The organism is Streptomyces sp. Ru62, assembly GCF_002920615.1.
Classification (GTDB): domain Bacteria; phylum Actinomycetota; class Actinomycetes; order Streptomycetales; family Streptomycetaceae; genus Streptomyces.
The window spans coordinates 48,179-63,062 of record NZ_PQSU01000039.1 but is presented as its reverse complement, the minus strand read 5'-3'; the positions used below and the strand labels follow the sequence as shown (position 1 = coordinate 63,062).

Genomic DNA, 14,884 nt, shown 5'->3' with positions numbered 1-14,884 from the left:
GCTCAGCTCTTTGCGGCCATCACGCGGACGGCGGCACCAGCGTAAGCAGAGAGTGACGCCTGGGCCCATGGATCACGCCTCGGGCGGCGTCAAGCTTGCGTTAAGAATGGCCCGCGCGGGGCCGGGCCGCACCAAGAAGGGGAGGCCGGGGCGGGTCGGCCGGGGCGGGGCGGAGCGGATGAGCACGGGGGAGTCGTAGGGGGAGTCGGCCGGGCGGCGGCCACCGAGCGTCACTCCAGGTCCGACGCCCGGAAGGCACCGAGGGCGGTCTCGCGGTTCGCGTGGCCGGCGAGCGTCATCCAGGCCCGATGCCCCGAACCGGCTGAGGGCCGTCTCGCGGTCCACGCGGCCACCGAGGGGCATCCACGCCCGAAGCCCGAACAGACCGAGGGCCGTCTCGGTTGACGCGGGCATCGAAGGTCACTCCAGGCCCGACGCCCGGAACACGCCGAGGGCCGTCTCGCGGTCCACGCGGCGGGCCAGGTGGTGCAGCGCCGTCGTGCCGCTCAGCAGGGTTCCGGCGGCCTCCGAGCCGCGGGCGCCCTCGTCCAGCCAGTACCACAGTTCCGGATTGCGGATCAGGACCTCCGGGTCGATCTCGATCCGGTTGCCGAGGGTGTCGCGCAGCACCAGGCGCCGGGTGACGCCGTCGAGGGGGCGTACCGCGGTCAGCAGATCGGTGCGGACGCGGCGGGTGCGGCACAGGCGACGGGTGGCCAGCCAGCCCCGGCCGGCGGACACGCGCACCGGGAACAGCACGAGGAGCAGGAGCAGGGCCAGCAGGAGCCACAGGGCACCGCGCCACCAGGTCAGCGAGCCGGCCGCCCAGTCGACGCACAGCAGCAGGCCGAACAGCGCGCCGGCACAGCGGGCCGAGGTGCGTGCGTCCTCGGTCCAGCCGTGGTCGTGCACCACGCTCCCGGTGCCGGACGGGTACGCGCCGGTCGGCTGGGGGCGGGTGTCGTTGCCGTGCTCCATGAGGGAAACGGTAGTCCGTCGGCGGTGCCCCGGGTCTGCCCTTGACGGTGCTCTGACGGCCGGCGGCCGGTCCTTGACGCGACGGCAGCGGGCCCGGCGTGACGCCTTCGCGTGACGCGCGGTGCGTGACCGGGTCCCCCTTCACAACCCCCGGGTGTCGATGCGCAGATGCCACGTGTTGCGGCGGTGGACGGACAACAGCTCCGACTCCAGTGGGGACGGGGGCACCGCCAGGACCGGGCAGACCGCGTGGGCCAGGCAGTGCCGGGAGACCCGGCCGGAGAAGGCCCGTTGCAGTCCGCGCCGCCCGGTGCCCACGACCAGGACGTCGTCCTCCCGGTTCGCGGTGGCCACCAGCGCCGGGCCGGGGGCGCCGCGTACGACGACGGGCTGCATCGGCACACCGGGACCCTCCGCGTCGAAGATCTCCTCCAGCACCGAGGCCAGCCGCTGCTTGGCCAGTCGCTGCCACTCCTCGACCAGCAGTCCGGCGGCGGGGGAGCGCCGGGCGGCGGAGTCACCGCCCGGTGGTTCCCAGGCCAGCACGGGCCAGAGCTGGGCTCCGATACGGCGGGCCAGGGCGGTGGCCCGCCGCAGGGCCGTGACGCTGTTCAGGGAGCCGCTCACGCCGACCACCACTCGCGTGGCCGTGGAGGCGTCGTAACCGGACATGACTCATGACTCCACCGTTGCGGACGGGCACCGCACGGGGTGACACCCGTGACACCCGCGGGCAGGCCCGCCGCGAGGTCCTCGCTTCCTTCCATCCCACTCCCGCGCCGGTGATTCGACCAGCCGGGCGGCACGAACACTCCCGTGAACACCTCTCCCGCCATTAAGATTCGGCGCTCAGAACGAAACTTTCGAGCGCCTCCAGGAGGCGAGCATGCGAACGTACGACAATCCGGTCATCCCGGGTTTCCACCCCGATCCCAGCGTGTGCCGGGTCGGCGACGACTACTACCTGGTGTGTTCCAGCTTCGAGTACTTCCCCGGCGTTCCGCTGTTCCACAGCCGGGACCTGGTGCACTGGCGCCAGATCGGCAATGTGCTCGACCGGCCGGGGCAGTTGGACCTGCCCGACGACGTCCCGGCGTCCGCCGGCATCTACGCGCCGACGATCCGGCACCACGACGGACTCTTCCACGTCATCACCACCAGCGCGGGTGCCGGCGGTACCTTCCTCGTCACCGCGGAGCGCCCCGAGGGCCCCTGGTCCGACCCGGTGTGGATCGATCTGCCCGGCATCGACCCGGACCTGGCGTGGGACGAGGACGGTTCCTGCTGGGTCGCGATGGCCGGCGTCAGCGTCGCCCGGATCGACCCGCGCACGGGGCGGGTGCTGGAGGGTCCGCTGCCGATGTGGTCCGGCACCGGCCTCCGCGACCCGGAGGCCCCGCACCTGTACCGGATCGGCGACTGGTGGTACCTGCTGCTCGCCGAGGGCGGCACCGCCCTGGGACACGGTGTCTCCGTGGCCCGCGCCCGCTCGCCGCGCGGCCCCTGGGAACCGGCTCCCGGCAACCCGCTGCTGTCCCACCGCGGCACCGGCCAGCCCATCCAGTGCACCGGCCACGGCGACCTGGTCCAGGCGGCCGACGGCAGCTGGTGGATGGTGCTGCTCGGCACCCGGCCCCGGGGCTGGTTCCCGGAGTATCACGTCCTCGGCCGGGAGACGTTCCTGGTCCCGGTGGAGTGGGTGGACGGCTGGCCGCGGACGGGCCCGGTCCAGGAGCGGCACCCGGCGCCGGCTGCCTGGGCGCCCGTCGCACAGTCGCCGGCGCGGGACGACTTCTCGGGCCCGGAGCTCGCACCGCACTGGATATCCCCGCGGCGCCGGCCCGAGGGCTGCTGGTCGCTGACCGAGCGGCCGGGGTGGCTCACCCTGACCGCCACCGGGGACAGCCTCGACCGGCCCGGGCACACCTTCGTAGGCCGCCGCCAGCAGCACCACGACTGCCGGGCGGCGGCGTCGCTGGAGCCCGGCGCCGCGCGGGCGGGGCTGTCGGTGCGCCTGGACGAGGCCCATCACTACGACCTGGAGGTGAGCGGGGGCAGCGCGGCCGTGATCGCGCGGATCGGCCCGCTGCGGCAGAGCGTCGCCGCACACCCGGTGCCCGCGGGGCCGGTCACCCTGGCCGTCGAGATCCGCGCCACCCGGGACCCCGGGACGCAGCACGGCCCCGACACCCTCGTCTTCTCCGTCGCGACCGCCGAGGGAACCGTCCGGCTCGCCGAACTCGACGGCCGCTATCTGTCCACGGAGGTGGCCGCCGGTTTCACCGGCCGTGTCATCGGCATGTACGTCACCGAGGGCCGCGCGGCCTTCGACTGGTTCGAGTACGCGCCCGCCACGCCGTAACCGGGTACGCGTCCGCCACGCCGAAACCGAGGCAGTGACGCACCGAGCGATCGAGCTCGAAAGTTTCGTAGGGGCGGGGTGTGGGGGCCGTCCGGACCCGCGCCCAAGGCACGTGTCGGGGCCGAGGCGCACGGGTCAGGTGCGGCCGGCCCCTCAGGGCACTCGCCTCGCCCCTGTTCAGGTCGGGTCAGTGTGCCGTGCCCGGATCAGGTCGCCCCGTCGTCCTCAGGCGGCGGTCATCACCTGCTCCGCGCCCAGCGGGCGGTGCGGGGCGATGACGCGGCCGTCGGGCAGCAGCTCACCGGTGTCCTCAAAGAGCAGGACGCCGTTGCACAGCAGGCTCCACCCCTGCTCCGGGTGGTGCGCCACGAGGCGGGCGGACTCCCGGTCGGCGGATTCGGCTGGCGGGCACGGTGGCTGGTGCTGGCACATGGGCGGGATCTTTCGCTCTGTCGTGATCATGTCCGTCCCCCGTGGTGATGAGTCGGTCGGAAACCAGTGTTGTCCTCTGGGCGTCGTTCCGCAGGGATTTCACGGCACCGCTTCTCACAGGTTCAGGACGCGTCACCCGCGCGGACGGTTCAGTCCAACTGCACTGTCACTTCGGGTGGTTCGCAGTGGCCGGATGGGACTAGTCCGGATGGCTCCGGGCGGCGGAGTGCTCGAAAGACAGTCGTACCCCGCTTCCCTTGCGGGCAGCGGGGTACGCGTGCGTCGGTCAGGCAGGCGAGCCGAGCAGCGGGAGAGGAGTCGCCCGATGGGTCAGCACCGGAAGCAACTCGGCGACCGGGAACGGACGGTGTGTCGGTATGCCGGGCGGTGCGGGCGCCAGCGGCACGAGCAGATCGGTGCCGGCGGGATGGCCCTCGCTGCCGTCGCCGGAGCAGTCGCCGTGCAGCCACAGGGTGAGCATGTACAGCCCGGGCACGGACAACAGCCGTGCCTGGTACGGCTGTTGCAGGGCCTCGGCCTGTTGCAGGGCGCGTTCGGTGGAGGCGACGTACGGGCCCTCGAAGAAGTGCGAGAAGGCCCAGCCGTCGGGAGTCAGCATGGTCTCGGCCGCGGCCACCGCACGATCACCGCACCGGATCAGGAAGCGCCAGCCGGCCAGTCGCGTCGCGGACAGGCCTTGCGCGGTGATCCGGTCCAGCACGTGGACGGGCAGCGGGAGTTCCGGTGTCGCCGGACCCTGCGCGGCGCGCAGGGACGGGGTGCGCGCCTCACGCACCGCGGTGGGGGAACCGAGGGCGGTGAGGACGGAGCGCAGGGCAGGCGCGGGGGCAGGGGGCACGTGCAGCGGCATGTGGGTCGCCTCTCATTAGACAGGCGCGGCGGCGCGAGGAGGGTGGGGCGGACGGCGCTGTCAGCTCACGGAAGGCCGGAGAGGTGGGGGCCCAGGTCGGTGTGAAAGAGAGTGCGGCTCGGTCTGCCGCCCGTCAACGGGAACGGCAGGAACACCGCGGAAACCAGGACCGAGGGCGCCAACCTTCTGCCTTGTGGACGAAGTTTATACGACGTGTGTTCGGCCGGTGTTTCGTCTATCCGATTCCGGTCGACGCGGCAAGGCGGAATTAGGCCGTCGATTTGCGGAAATCATCCCGATTTCCGGACCCGGCACCCGCCGCTGACCTCGTCATACGCACCGGTAACGGTCGGCCGAATGTCGTCGGCGTTTTTCACGAGGTGTGCGGGGCACCCGAAGGTGCGAGTGCGGCATGCCCCGTGAATGTGCCGCCGGGAACATTCAGACAGACTAGCGGGCGGCGGGCCCGCGCGGGACGTTATCGATCGCTTCGGCTGGGCATCATCCCACCTGACCCGGGAGCCAGGCGGCCGGATCGTCGGCCCGCCCATCCGAGGAGGGACATTCGATGGGGGAGAAGGTCGTGGCAGGGCAGTTCGACCTGTCCGATCGCCAGCGCTATCGCGAGAAGCTCCAGCAGTGCCTGACGGGACTGGAGCGGCTGCTGCGCGAGAAGCGATTCGACCGACCCAAGAATCTCATGGGAGTCGAGATCGAGTTGAATCTCGCCGGGTCGGACGGTATGCCGAAAATGTTGAACGGTCAGGTACTTGAGCGCATCGCGAGCCGCGATTTCCAAACGGAACTCGCCATGTTCAACCTGGAAGTCAACATAGCCCCACACCGGCTGGGCGGACGGGTATTCGACCGGCTGGCCGAGGAACTGCGCACCTCCCTCGCCTACGCCGACCGCAAGGCCGGCGAGGTGGACGCGGGCATCGTGATGATCGGCATCCTGCCCACCCTCGACCGGGACGACCTGGTCTCCTCCAACCTCTCCGAGGTCGACCGCTACACACTTCTCAACGACCAGATCGTCGCCGCGCGCGGAGAGGACTTCCGGCTCGACATCGAGGGGGTGGAGCACCTCGTCTGCACCTCGAAGTCGATCGTGCCCGAGGCCGCGTGCACCTCCCTGCAACTGCACCTGCAGGTCACCCCGGCGCGGTTCGCCGACGTGTGGAACGCGGCCCAGGCGGCCTCCGCCGCGCAGATCGCCGTCGGCGCGAACTCACCGTTCCTCTTCGGGCACGAGCTGTGGCGCGAGTCCCGGCCCCCGCTGTTCCAGCAGTCCACCGACACCCGGCCGCCCGAGCTCCAGGCGCAGGGCGTACGGCCGCGCACCTGGTTCGGCGAGCGGTGGATCACCTCCGCGTACGACCTGTTCGAGGAGAACCTGCGCTACTTCCCGGCCCTGCTGCCGATCTGCGACGACGAGGATCCGCTGGAGGTCGTCGAGGCCGGCGGGGTGCCCAGACTCGCCGAACTCGTGCTGCACAACGGCACGATCTACCGCTGGAACCGGCCGGTGTACGGCATCGCCGACGGCGTCCCGCACCTCAGGGTGGAGAACCGGGTGCTGCCGGCCGGGCCCACCATCACCGACGTGATCGCCAACGCGGCCTTCTACTACGGCCTCGTCCGCGCCCTCGCCGAGGAGTCCCGGCCGGTGTGGACCCGGCTGCCGTTCGCCGCGGCCGAGGCGAACTTCGACGCGGCGTGCCGGTACGGCATCGACGCGCGCTTCGTGTGGCCCCGGCGGGGCCGGTACGGCGGCACGGGCGAGGTCGACGCGGTCACGCTGGTCCGCGACGAGCTGCTGCCGCTCGCCTCGGCCGGGCTGGACGCGTGGGGCGTGGAGGCCGCCGACCGGGACCTCTACCTTGGCGTGATCGAGGAACGCTGCCGGCGCCGGGTCAACGGGGCGTCCTGGCAGGCGGCCACCTTCCACCGGGCGCTGGAGCAGGGCATGTCACGGCAGGCGGCCCTGGCGGCGACGACCCGGCGGTACGCCGAGCTGATGCACGTGGGGGAGCCGGTGCACACATGGCCGGTGGGGCTGCCGGAGCCGGTACCGCTGGGCTGAGCGCGGGGCCCGACGGGGCCGCGGGGCGGGCTGAGCGCCGGGCTGCGGGCCGCTGGGGCGGGCTGAGAACCGGTCCGGCTGAGCCGCTGGACGGTCTGAGAACCGGCTCGCCGAGCCGCTGGACGGCCTGAGCGCCGGGCAGACCGCCGGGTCGTGACCTGGGGTCGAACGTCGTTGCGGCGGCGTAAGGCCACGACCAGAGCCCGGCCTTCCAGGGGCATGCCGCGCCCTCCACAGCTGCTTCTGCGATCCTTGCCAGGCGAAAGGTGGGCCAGGGGCCCGTGAGCCGGCTGGAGGCAGGGGTGCAGGTGGAGGCTGACTCGGTCGCCGATTCCGCGGGGCGCGAGCGCGACCCGCGACGGATGCTGCGGGACGAGACGCTGCTCGTCCTGGCGCTCTCGCTCGGGGCGAGCGGTGTGTCCGCGCTGATCAGCTTCATCGGCTCGGTCACCAAGCCGGGCGGGCTGAAGGACCAGGCGGCCACGCTCAACGCCTCCGCCGCACCGGGCCGCCCCTGGCTGGACCTGGCCTGGCAGCTCTTCGGCATCGCCACCGCGCTGGTCCCCGTGGCCCTCGTCGCCCACCTGCTGCTGCGCGAGGGCGCGGGCCTGCGCACCCTCGGCTTCGACCGCACCCGTCCCTGGCCCGACCTCGCCCGGGGTGCCGGCGTCGCGGCGGTGATCGGCAGCACCGGCATCGCCTTCTACCTCGCCGCCCGCGGCCTCGGCTTCAACCTCACCGTCGTACCCGAGGCACTTCCGAACGTGTGGTGGAAGTACCCGGTGCTGATCCTCTCGGCGCTGCAGAACGCGATCCTGGAAGAGGTGATCGTCGTCGGCTACCTGCTGCGCAGGCTGGGGCAGTTGGGCTGGACCCCGGGGACCGCACTGGCGGCCAGTGCGGTCCTGCGCGGTTCGTACCACCTCTACCAGGGCATCGGCGGCTTCGTCGGCAACATGGTCATGGGCGTGGTGTTCGTCTACCTCTACCGCCGCTGGGGCCGGGTCGGGCCGCTGGTCGTCGCGCACTCCCTGCTCGACATCGGCGCCTTCGTCGGCTACGCCCTCCTCGCGGGCAAGGTGGGCTGGCTGCCGACCGCCTGAGCAAGCCCTCAGGCGCGCAGTTCGCCCTCGATGACCGTCACCGCGAAGCCGGTCAGCAGGGTGCGCTCGCCCCGCAGGCCGGTGCGGACCAGCCCGGTGCGGCGGGAGGCCTGGAGTCCGGTGAGGTCGTCGCGGCCGAGGCGGGCGGACCAGTGCGGGGCGAGTGCGGTGTGGGCGCTGCCGGTCACCGGGTCCTCGTCGATGCCGACGTTCGGGAAGAAGCAACGGGAGACGAAGTCGTAGCCCCGGGACGGGTCGTCGGCGCGGGCGGTGGCGATGACGCCGCGCGAGGAGTGGGCGCCGAGGGCCCGGTGCTCGGGGGAGAGCCCGAGCACGGTCTTCTCGTCGGCGAGTTCGACCAGCAGGTCGCCGACGTCCGGGCCGGTGTCGAACGCGGCGACCGGCCGCGCGCCGAGCGCCTCGGCGACCCCGGCCGGGATCTCCACCGGGGTGAGCGGGGCGGTCGGGAAGTCCAGGGTGACCGAGCCGTCCGCGCCGGGCGTGGCGATCAGCACGCCGCTGCGGGTGGCGAACCGCACCGGGCCCTCGTGGGCACCGGTGGTGTGCAGGACGTGGGCCGTGGCGAGGGTGGCGTGGCCGCACATGGCGACCTCGGTGACGGGCGTGAACCAGCGCAGCGCCCAGTCCGCCTCGCCGCCCCCGGGCAGCCGGTGCGCGAACGCCGTCTCGGCGTGGTTGACCTCCAGGGCGACGTTCTGGAGCCAGTCGTCGGCCGGGAAGACGTCGTCCAGGAGCAGGACTCCGGCCGGGTTGCCGGCGAAGGGCCGGTCGGTGAAGGCGTCGACGATTCGGATGCGCATGGCGCCGACGCTAGCGGCTGCGACGGCCCCTGGACCAAGGCCAATCCGGGGATGCCGGACTGGTTCCCGGGCCCGGCCCGCCCGCAGGACAGCCGGCGCGCGTCGCTGCGCACCACGTCCGTCCTCGTCCGGCAAGGAGGTTGTCATGCGATCGCTTCCGATATATCGTTGAAGCATCGCGAACGATATGCGATGCAGACGTGACAGATCAACGATGGAATGGAGTGATCGCGATGCGCACCCACGGTTTCGAGCGTGGACACCGGCACGAGGGCCCCGGCCGACGGGGTAAGGGTGGCTTCGGCGGGTTCGACGGGCGGCGGGCCGCCTTCGGGCCCTTCGGTCCCGGCGGTCCGGGCTTCGGTCCCGGCGGACCCGGTTTCGGACCGGGCCCCTGGGGGCCGCGCGGACGGGGCGGTCCGCGCGGGCGGGCACGGCGAGGCGACGTACGCGCCTCGATCCTGGCCCTGCTCAAGGACCGGCCCATGCACGGCTACGAGATGATCCAGGAGATCGCCGAACGCAGCGGCGGTGCCTGGAAGCCCAGCCCCGGTTCGGTCTACCCGACCCTCCAACTGCTGGAGGACGAGGGCCTGATCGTCAGCGAGAGCGAGGGCGGCAAGAAGCTGTTCTCCCTGACCGAAGCCGGCCGCGCCGCCGCCGACGAGGGGCCGGACGCCCCCTGGGAGGAGGCCTCGCGCGGCGTCGACTGGGAGGCCCTCGCGGAGATCCGCCAGGCCGGCTTCGGGCTGATGGAGGCCTTCGGTCAGGTGTGGAAGACCGGCAGCAAGGAGCAGCGCGAGAAGGCGCTCGCCGTCATCAACGACGCCCGCAAGAAGCTGTACCTCATCCTCGCCGACGAGCACTGAGCCTCCTGGACGAGGGCCGCAGTTCGTGGCGCCCCGCGCTGTCCGTGCGGGGCGCCTTCGCCTGTCCCGGCCGGCGTCTGGATGCGTGCCTGGGCGCCGACTTCGGCCATGCGGCCACCGCTTCGGACCGGGCGTATCGGGCTACGGTGTCGCGGACGTGCCCGCGGGGACGCGGACATTCGATATTGACGAACCGTCAGACCTGGCGAGGACGTGCCGTCCGTGCGCGGGACCGGTCTGATCTCCTCCGTGAGGATGAGATCCGGGGCGGCGATGTCCACTCCGCGTGGGACGCGAAAATGGTTCCCCTCGTGGATGCCCCGTCCCGCGGCGGCTGATGAGGTGGGGGACGTGCAACCCCGTACAGCCCACCGGACCGCCGATGACGGAGCGGTTCCGCACCCGGACGGCGCTGCCGGGCTCGGTGCCGAGCTCGCGGCGGTGGTCGTCGCTGCCCGTCGCAGGGCCGTCAGGGACAGGGACCGGCACACCGACACCGCCCATCTGCTGCACGCCCTGCTGGAACACGATCCCGAGGCCCGCGCCGCCGTCGGGGGCCCGCAGAGCCTCGCCCGGGTCCTCGGCTACCTGGTGCAGCGCAGCATCGGCTACGGACTGCGCTGGCAGAGCAGCGTGGAGGACTCCGCCGCGATGCCCCTCGTCCCCGCGCCGGCCGGACCCGCCGACACCGCGGGTCTCGCCGGACCCCCCGACCCCGTGGGTGCCGCCGGTCTCGACGGACGGGGCAAGAACGCCGAGGGCTGGTCCCCGGCCGCGTCCGCCGCGCTCGCGGACGCCCGCGCGCGTGCCCGGCGGCGGGGCGCGCCCCGCGTCGGCGGCACCGACCTGCTCGCGGCGCTCGCCGCGGACCCTCGGTCCCGGGCGGTCGAGGTCCTCGAACGCGCCGGCATCCCCGCCCGCGAACTGTCCGCGCGGATCGAGGCGGCCGCGGACGTGTACGCCGACGACGGCGGGGCGGCCCGCTGACCCCGCGGCCCCTCCTCCCGCGGCCGTCCATCAGCTGAGACAGGTGTCATCAGGAGTGACGCACCTGTCGTCTCCTGCCATCATGTGCCGGTGCATACGTCTGTGAGCAGTCAGGACAGCCCCGGCAAGGGAGCCGGGCTCGGTCTCGCGCTCGGCTCGGCGCTGGCCTTCGGCGGGTCCGGAGTGGCCGCCAAGCCGCTGATCGAGGCGGGACTCGACCCGCTCCACGTGGTGTGGCTGCGGGTGGCGGGCGCCGCCCTGGTGATGCTGCCGGTCGCGATCCGGCACCGGGCGCTGCCGCGCCGGCGGCCTGCGCTGCTCGCCGGGTTCGGGCTGCTCGCCGTCGCCGGTGTCCAGACCTGTTACTTCGCCGCGCTCTCCCGCATTCCGGTAGGCGTGGCCCTGCTCATCGAGTACCTGGCGCCCGCCCTGGTGCTCGGCTGGGTGCGGTTCGTGCAGCGGCGGCCCGTCAGCCGCGCGGCCGCCCTCGGCGTCGTCCTCGCCGCCGGCGGCCTCGCCTGCGTGGTCGAGGTCTGGTCCGGCCTGAGCTTCGACGCGCTGGGCCTGGTGTTCGCGCTCGGCGCCGCCTGCTGCCAGGTCGGCTACTTCGTGCTGTCCGACCAGGGCAGCGACGCGGGCGACGCGGCGCCGGACCCGCTCGGTGTCATCGCCTACGGGCTGCTCGTCGGCGCCGCCGTGCTGACCGTGGTGGCCCGCCCCTGGGGCATGGACTGGTCGGTGCTGGGGGGCTCCGCGAGCCTGAACGGCACCGCCGTACCGGCCGTCGCCCTGCTCGGCTGGATCGTGCTGGTCGCCACGGTGATCGCGTACGTCACCGGTGTGCTGTCCGTGCGCCGGCTGTCTCCGCAGGTCGCCGGGGTCGTCGCCTGTCTGGAGGCGGTCATCGCCACCGTGCTGGCCTGGGTGCTGCTCGGCGAGCACCTGTCCGCGCCGCAGGTCGCCGGGGGCGCGGTCGTCCTGGTCGGCGCGTTCATCGCCCAGTCCGCCACCCCGGCCGAGGGCTCCGCGGAGCCGGTCGCCTCGGGTGGCGCGGAAAGGGAGTTGTCCGCGCGGGGCACCGCCGCCTAGAGTCCGGATCATGGCGCACCACGCACTCGTCCTCTCGCCCCCGGCCGCCTGAGGCGGGCCTCCGGGACCCGCCCGGCGCACGCGTGCCGGGCCGGACGGTGCTGCCCGCAGATGAAGTCCGCGCGCCCCGCCGGAGCGGGACGCTCCCGAACTTCCGCACGTCCACGTGCGTCTTCTGCGGAGAGATTCCCTTGTCGACCTTGTCGCACCCTGCTTCAGGCCTGCCCGTCGGGCGTGGCCTGCTCTACCTGATCGTCACCGGTGCCGCCTGGGGCACCGCGGGCGCCGCCGCCTCGCTGGTCTACCGGACCAGCGACATGGGCGCCTTCGCCCTCTCCTTCTGGCGCTGCGCGCTGGGGCTCGCCCTCCTGTCGGCCGGCCGGCTGCTGCGGCCGCGCGTCCGCCGTACGGCCCAGGCCCGGCCCGTGCGCCGGGCGCTCACGAGGGCGCTGGCCACCGGGCTCGGCCTGGCCGTCTTCCAGACTGCGTACTTCGCGGCCGTGGCGTCGACCGGGCTGGCCGTGGCCACCGTCGTGACCCTCGGCGCGGGCCCGGTGCTCATCGCCATCGGCGCCCGGCTGCTGCTCGGGGAACGACTCGGCGCCGGTGGTGCCGCGGCGGTCGCCGGCGCGCTCGCCGGGCTGGCCGTGCTCACCTTCGGCGGCTCGGCCGCGACCGTACGTCCGGCGGGTGTGCTGCTGGCCCTGGCCTCGGCGGCCGGTTACGGCGTGATGACCCTGCTGACGCGCTGGTGGGGGAGGGGCGGCGGCACCGACGCCGCCACCACCACGGTGGGCGCTTTCGCCGTGAGCAGCCTGTGCCTGCTGCCGTTCGCGGCGGGGGAGGGGCTGCTCCCGCACACCGCCCACCCGGCCCGGCTGCTGTGGCTGCTGCTGTACATCGCCGCCGTGCCCACGGCCCTCGCCTACGCGTTCTACTTCGCCGGAGCCGCCGTCGTCCGGTCCGCCACCGTCTCGGTGATCATGCTGCTGGAGCCGGTGACCGCGGCCGTGCTCGCCGTCGTCCTGCTCGGCGAGCGGCTCACGGTGACCACGGCGGCCGGCACCCTGCTGATGCTCGGCGCGGTCGCGGGCCTGGCGGTGAGCGAGGCCCGCGCGGCCGGACGGCGGGAGCCGGCCGCGGTGTGACCCTCGGCCGCTACCGCGTCGCCAGGTAGTCCGGCAGCTCGATGCCGGGCGCCAGGTCGGCGTTGCGGACCGGTGTGCCGTAGCCCTTGCGGAGCGGGACGACCCCGGCCCAGTGCGGCAGGCCCATGTCCTCGGGCTCGTCGTTGGCGTCGCCGGTGCGGACCTTGGCCGAGACCTCCTCCAGGTCCAGGCGGATGACCGCGGTGGCGGCCAGCTCCTTCTTGTTCGCGGGCCGGGAGTCGGCGGACCGGCCCGGCACGACGTGGTCGACCAGCGCGTCCAGGGCCAGCCGCCGCTCCTCGGGGTCGGTGACCTCGTGCGCGGTGCCGTGCACCACGACCGAGCGGTAGTTGATCGAGTGGTGGAAGGCGGAGCGGGCCAGCACCAGCCCGTCGACGTGGGTGACCGTCAGGCACACCGGCAGGCCCGGGTCGGCCTGGCCGGTCATCCGCAGCGGCCGGGAACCGGTCGAGCCGTGCACGTAGAGCCGCTCGCCGACCCGGCCGTACAGCGTCGGCAGCACCACCGGCGCGCCGTCCCGGACGAAGCCGAGGTGGCAGACGTACCCCTCGTCCAGGATCGCGTGGACCAGCTCCTTGTCGTAGGACGCCCGCTCGGCGGAGCGCGTGGGCACGGTCCGGTCGGTCGGCGTGTAGGCGGCGGCCCGTGTGTCCTCGGTCGTGCCCTGCATGGCGGTCCCCTCCAGTGGCGGCGGATTTTGTACTAGTGCATAATGCTCTTTGTGCTAGGAGAATATCGGATCACCGGGCGCGGCGCAGCCGAGATCGCGGCCGGCGTCGAGCAGGCGGTCGGCAGCGGCCAGCTGCGACCGGGCGAAGCCCTGCCGCCCATGCGGGAGTTGGCGGCCCAGCTCGGAGTGAACGCGAACACGGTCGCCGCCGCCTACCGCATCCTGCGCGAACGCGGGGTGATCGAGACGGCCGGCCGCCGGGGCAGCCGTGTCCGCCCCAAGCCGGCCACCACCGGCCGTGAGCAGCTGCGCGTGGAGGTGCCCCCCGGAGGCCGGGACCTCTCCACGGGCAATCCCGACCCGGCCCTGCTGCCCCGCCTGGCCCCGGCCCTCGCCGCGGCGGCCGAGCAGGGCGACCGCCGCCCCGTCCGCTACGGCGACGACCCCGTGGACGCGGACCTGGCCCGCCTCGCCCGCGCCGAACTCGACGCCGACGGCGTCCCGGCGGCCCCGCTGACCGTGACCTCCGGCTCCCTTGACGCCGTCGAACGCGTCCTCACCGCGCACCTCAGGCCCGGCGACACGGTCGCCGTCGAGGACCCCGGCTGGGGCAGCCTCCTCGACCTCGTCCCCGCCCTGGGCCTGCACACGGCGCCGGTCGGCGTGGACGACGACGGACCGCGCGCCGACGACCTGCGCCGCGCCCTGGAATCCGGCGCCCGCGCCCTGATCGTCACCGACCGGGCCCAGAACCCGACCGGTGCCTCGGTCACCGCCACCCGCGCGCGTGCCCTGCGCGCGGTGCTGCGCGACCATCCGGGGACCCTGCTCATCGAGGACGACCACGGCCACGGCATCGTCGACCTGCCGCTGCACCCCCTCGCGGGCGTCACCCACCACTGGGCCTTCGTCCGCTCGGCCGCCAAGGCTTACGGCCCCGACCTGCGCCTCGCCGTCCTCACCGGGGACGCCGTCACCGTCGACAGGGTCCGCGGCCGCCAGCGCCTGGGCCCCGGCTGGGTGAGCCTCCTCCTGCAACGGGCCGTGGCCCACCTGTGGACCCATGGCGCGGTCGACCGGGCGGCCGTGGCGGAGGCGTACCGGGCCCGCAGGAGCGGGCTGGTCGACGCGCTGGCGGAGCGGGGGGTCGTCGCGCACGGACGCAGCGGCATGAACGTCTGGGTCCCGGTCCCCGACGAGACGGGAGCCATCGCCCGCCTGCTCCACAGGGGCTGGGCGGTCGCCCCGGGCGCCCGCTTCCGCCTGGCCTCGCGGCAGGCGGTGCGCATCACGATCTCACCGCTCACCGAGGAGGACATCACTCCGCTGGCCGACGCGGTGGCGGCGGCGGTGCGCCCGAGTCCGGCCCGCACCTATGGCTAGGGGACGTCGGAGAGGGGCGTGGCATCGATGCGAGGCTCCGCCGCGTGGGCGCGTGAGGCCACCA

Annotated in this window: 14 protein-coding genes; 8 read left to right on the top strand and 6 right to left on the bottom strand. The window is 73.6% G+C overall.

Annotation, left to right across the window (positions count from 1 at the left end; translation table 11 throughout):
* Nucleotides 1–420: 420 nt before the first annotated feature.
* Both C3492_RS37455 and C3492_RS37450 read right to left on the bottom strand, forming a co-directional pair.
* The gene (locus C3492_RS37455; protein WP_103817069.1) at nt 421–978 is read right to left on the bottom strand and encodes a hypothetical protein; all 558 of its coding nucleotides are present in this window, start codon (nt 976–978) and stop codon (nt 421–423) included.
* Nucleotides 979–1,119: 141 nt separating this feature from the next.
* Nucleotides 1,120–1,650, bottom strand: a complete 531-nt coding sequence (locus C3492_RS37450) for a universal stress protein (RefSeq protein ID WP_103817068.1) — start codon at nt 1,648–1,650, stop codon at nt 1,120–1,122.
* A gap of 214 nt (nt 1,651–1,864) precedes the next feature.
* Between C3492_RS37450 and C3492_RS37445 the strand changes: the two genes are divergently transcribed.
* The gene (locus C3492_RS37445) at nt 1,865–3,340 is read left to right on the top strand and encodes a glycoside hydrolase family 43 protein (RefSeq protein ID WP_103817067.1); all 1,476 of its coding nucleotides are present in this window, start codon (nt 1,865–1,867) and stop codon (nt 3,338–3,340) included.
* Between the two features lie 225 nt (nt 3,341–3,565).
* Here the strand turns inward: C3492_RS37445 and C3492_RS37440 are convergent, their stop codons facing one another.
* Both C3492_RS37440 and C3492_RS37435 read right to left on the bottom strand, forming a co-directional pair.
* Nucleotides 3,566–3,772, bottom strand: coding sequence for a DUF5999 family protein (locus C3492_RS37440; RefSeq protein ID WP_041665012.1), 207 nt, complete (start codon nt 3,770–3,772; stop codon nt 3,566–3,568).
* Between the two features lie 286 nt (nt 3,773–4,058).
* Complete coding sequence (locus tag C3492_RS37435; RefSeq protein ID WP_103817066.1) at nt 4,059–4,643, bottom strand: hypothetical protein; 585 nt, start codon at nt 4,641–4,643, stop codon at nt 4,059–4,061.
* Nucleotides 4,644–5,211: 568 nt separating this feature from the next.
* On the opposite strand from C3492_RS37435, the gene C3492_RS37430 reads away from it, so the two are divergent.
* A complete protein-coding gene (locus tag C3492_RS37430; protein WP_103817065.1) occupies nt 5,212–6,729 on the top strand; it encodes a glutamate--cysteine ligase in 1,518 nt (505 codons plus the stop codon).
* Nucleotides 6,730–7,031: 302 nt separating this feature from the next.
* Nucleotides 7,032–7,832 (top strand): CPBP family intramembrane glutamic endopeptidase, encoded by an 801-nt coding sequence (locus C3492_RS37425; RefSeq protein ID WP_103817064.1) that lies wholly within the window; start codon nt 7,032–7,034, stop codon nt 7,830–7,832.
* Nucleotides 7,833–7,840: 8 nt separating this feature from the next.
* Here the strand turns inward: C3492_RS37425 and C3492_RS37420 are convergent, their stop codons facing one another.
* Nucleotides 7,841–8,653, bottom strand: coding sequence for a PhzF family phenazine biosynthesis protein (locus C3492_RS37420; protein ID WP_103817063.1), 813 nt, complete (start codon nt 8,651–8,653; stop codon nt 7,841–7,843).
* A 233-nt stretch (nt 8,654–8,886) separates the two neighbouring features.
* Between C3492_RS37420 and C3492_RS37415 the strand changes: the two genes are divergently transcribed.
* The 4 genes from C3492_RS37415 to C3492_RS37400 all read left to right on the top strand — a co-directional run bounded on the left by C3492_RS37415 (nt 8,887) and on the right by C3492_RS37400 (nt 12,746).
* Complete coding sequence (locus tag C3492_RS37415; protein ID WP_103817097.1) at nt 8,887–9,522, top strand: PadR family transcriptional regulator; 636 nt, start codon at nt 8,887–8,889, stop codon at nt 9,520–9,522.
* A gap of 351 nt (nt 9,523–9,873) precedes the next feature.
* A complete protein-coding gene (locus C3492_RS37410) occupies nt 9,874–10,509 on the top strand; it encodes a Clp protease N-terminal domain-containing protein (RefSeq protein WP_258056138.1) in 636 nt (211 codons plus the stop codon).
* Between the two features lie 84 nt (nt 10,510–10,593).
* Complete coding sequence (locus C3492_RS37405; RefSeq protein ID WP_103817062.1) at nt 10,594–11,598, top strand: DMT family transporter; 1,005 nt, start codon at nt 10,594–10,596, stop codon at nt 11,596–11,598.
* Between the two features lie 200 nt (nt 11,599–11,798).
* Nucleotides 11,799–12,746, top strand: coding sequence for a DMT family transporter (locus tag C3492_RS37400; protein ID WP_103817095.1), 948 nt, complete (start codon nt 11,799–11,801; stop codon nt 12,744–12,746).
* Between the two features lie 10 nt (nt 12,747–12,756).
* On the opposite strand, the gene C3492_RS37395 is transcribed toward C3492_RS37400, so the two are convergent.
* Nucleotides 12,757–13,437, bottom strand: a complete 681-nt coding sequence (locus C3492_RS37395) for a pyridoxamine 5'-phosphate oxidase family protein (RefSeq protein ID WP_103817061.1) — start codon at nt 13,435–13,437, stop codon at nt 12,757–12,759.
* A 51-nt stretch (nt 13,438–13,488) separates the two neighbouring features.
* Between C3492_RS37395 and C3492_RS37390 the strand changes: the two genes are divergently transcribed.
* Complete coding sequence (locus C3492_RS37390) at nt 13,489–14,820, top strand: aminotransferase class I/II-fold pyridoxal phosphate-dependent enzyme (RefSeq protein ID WP_103817094.1); 1,332 nt, start codon at nt 13,489–13,491, stop codon at nt 14,818–14,820.
* Nucleotides 14,821–14,884 lie beyond the last annotated feature (64 nt).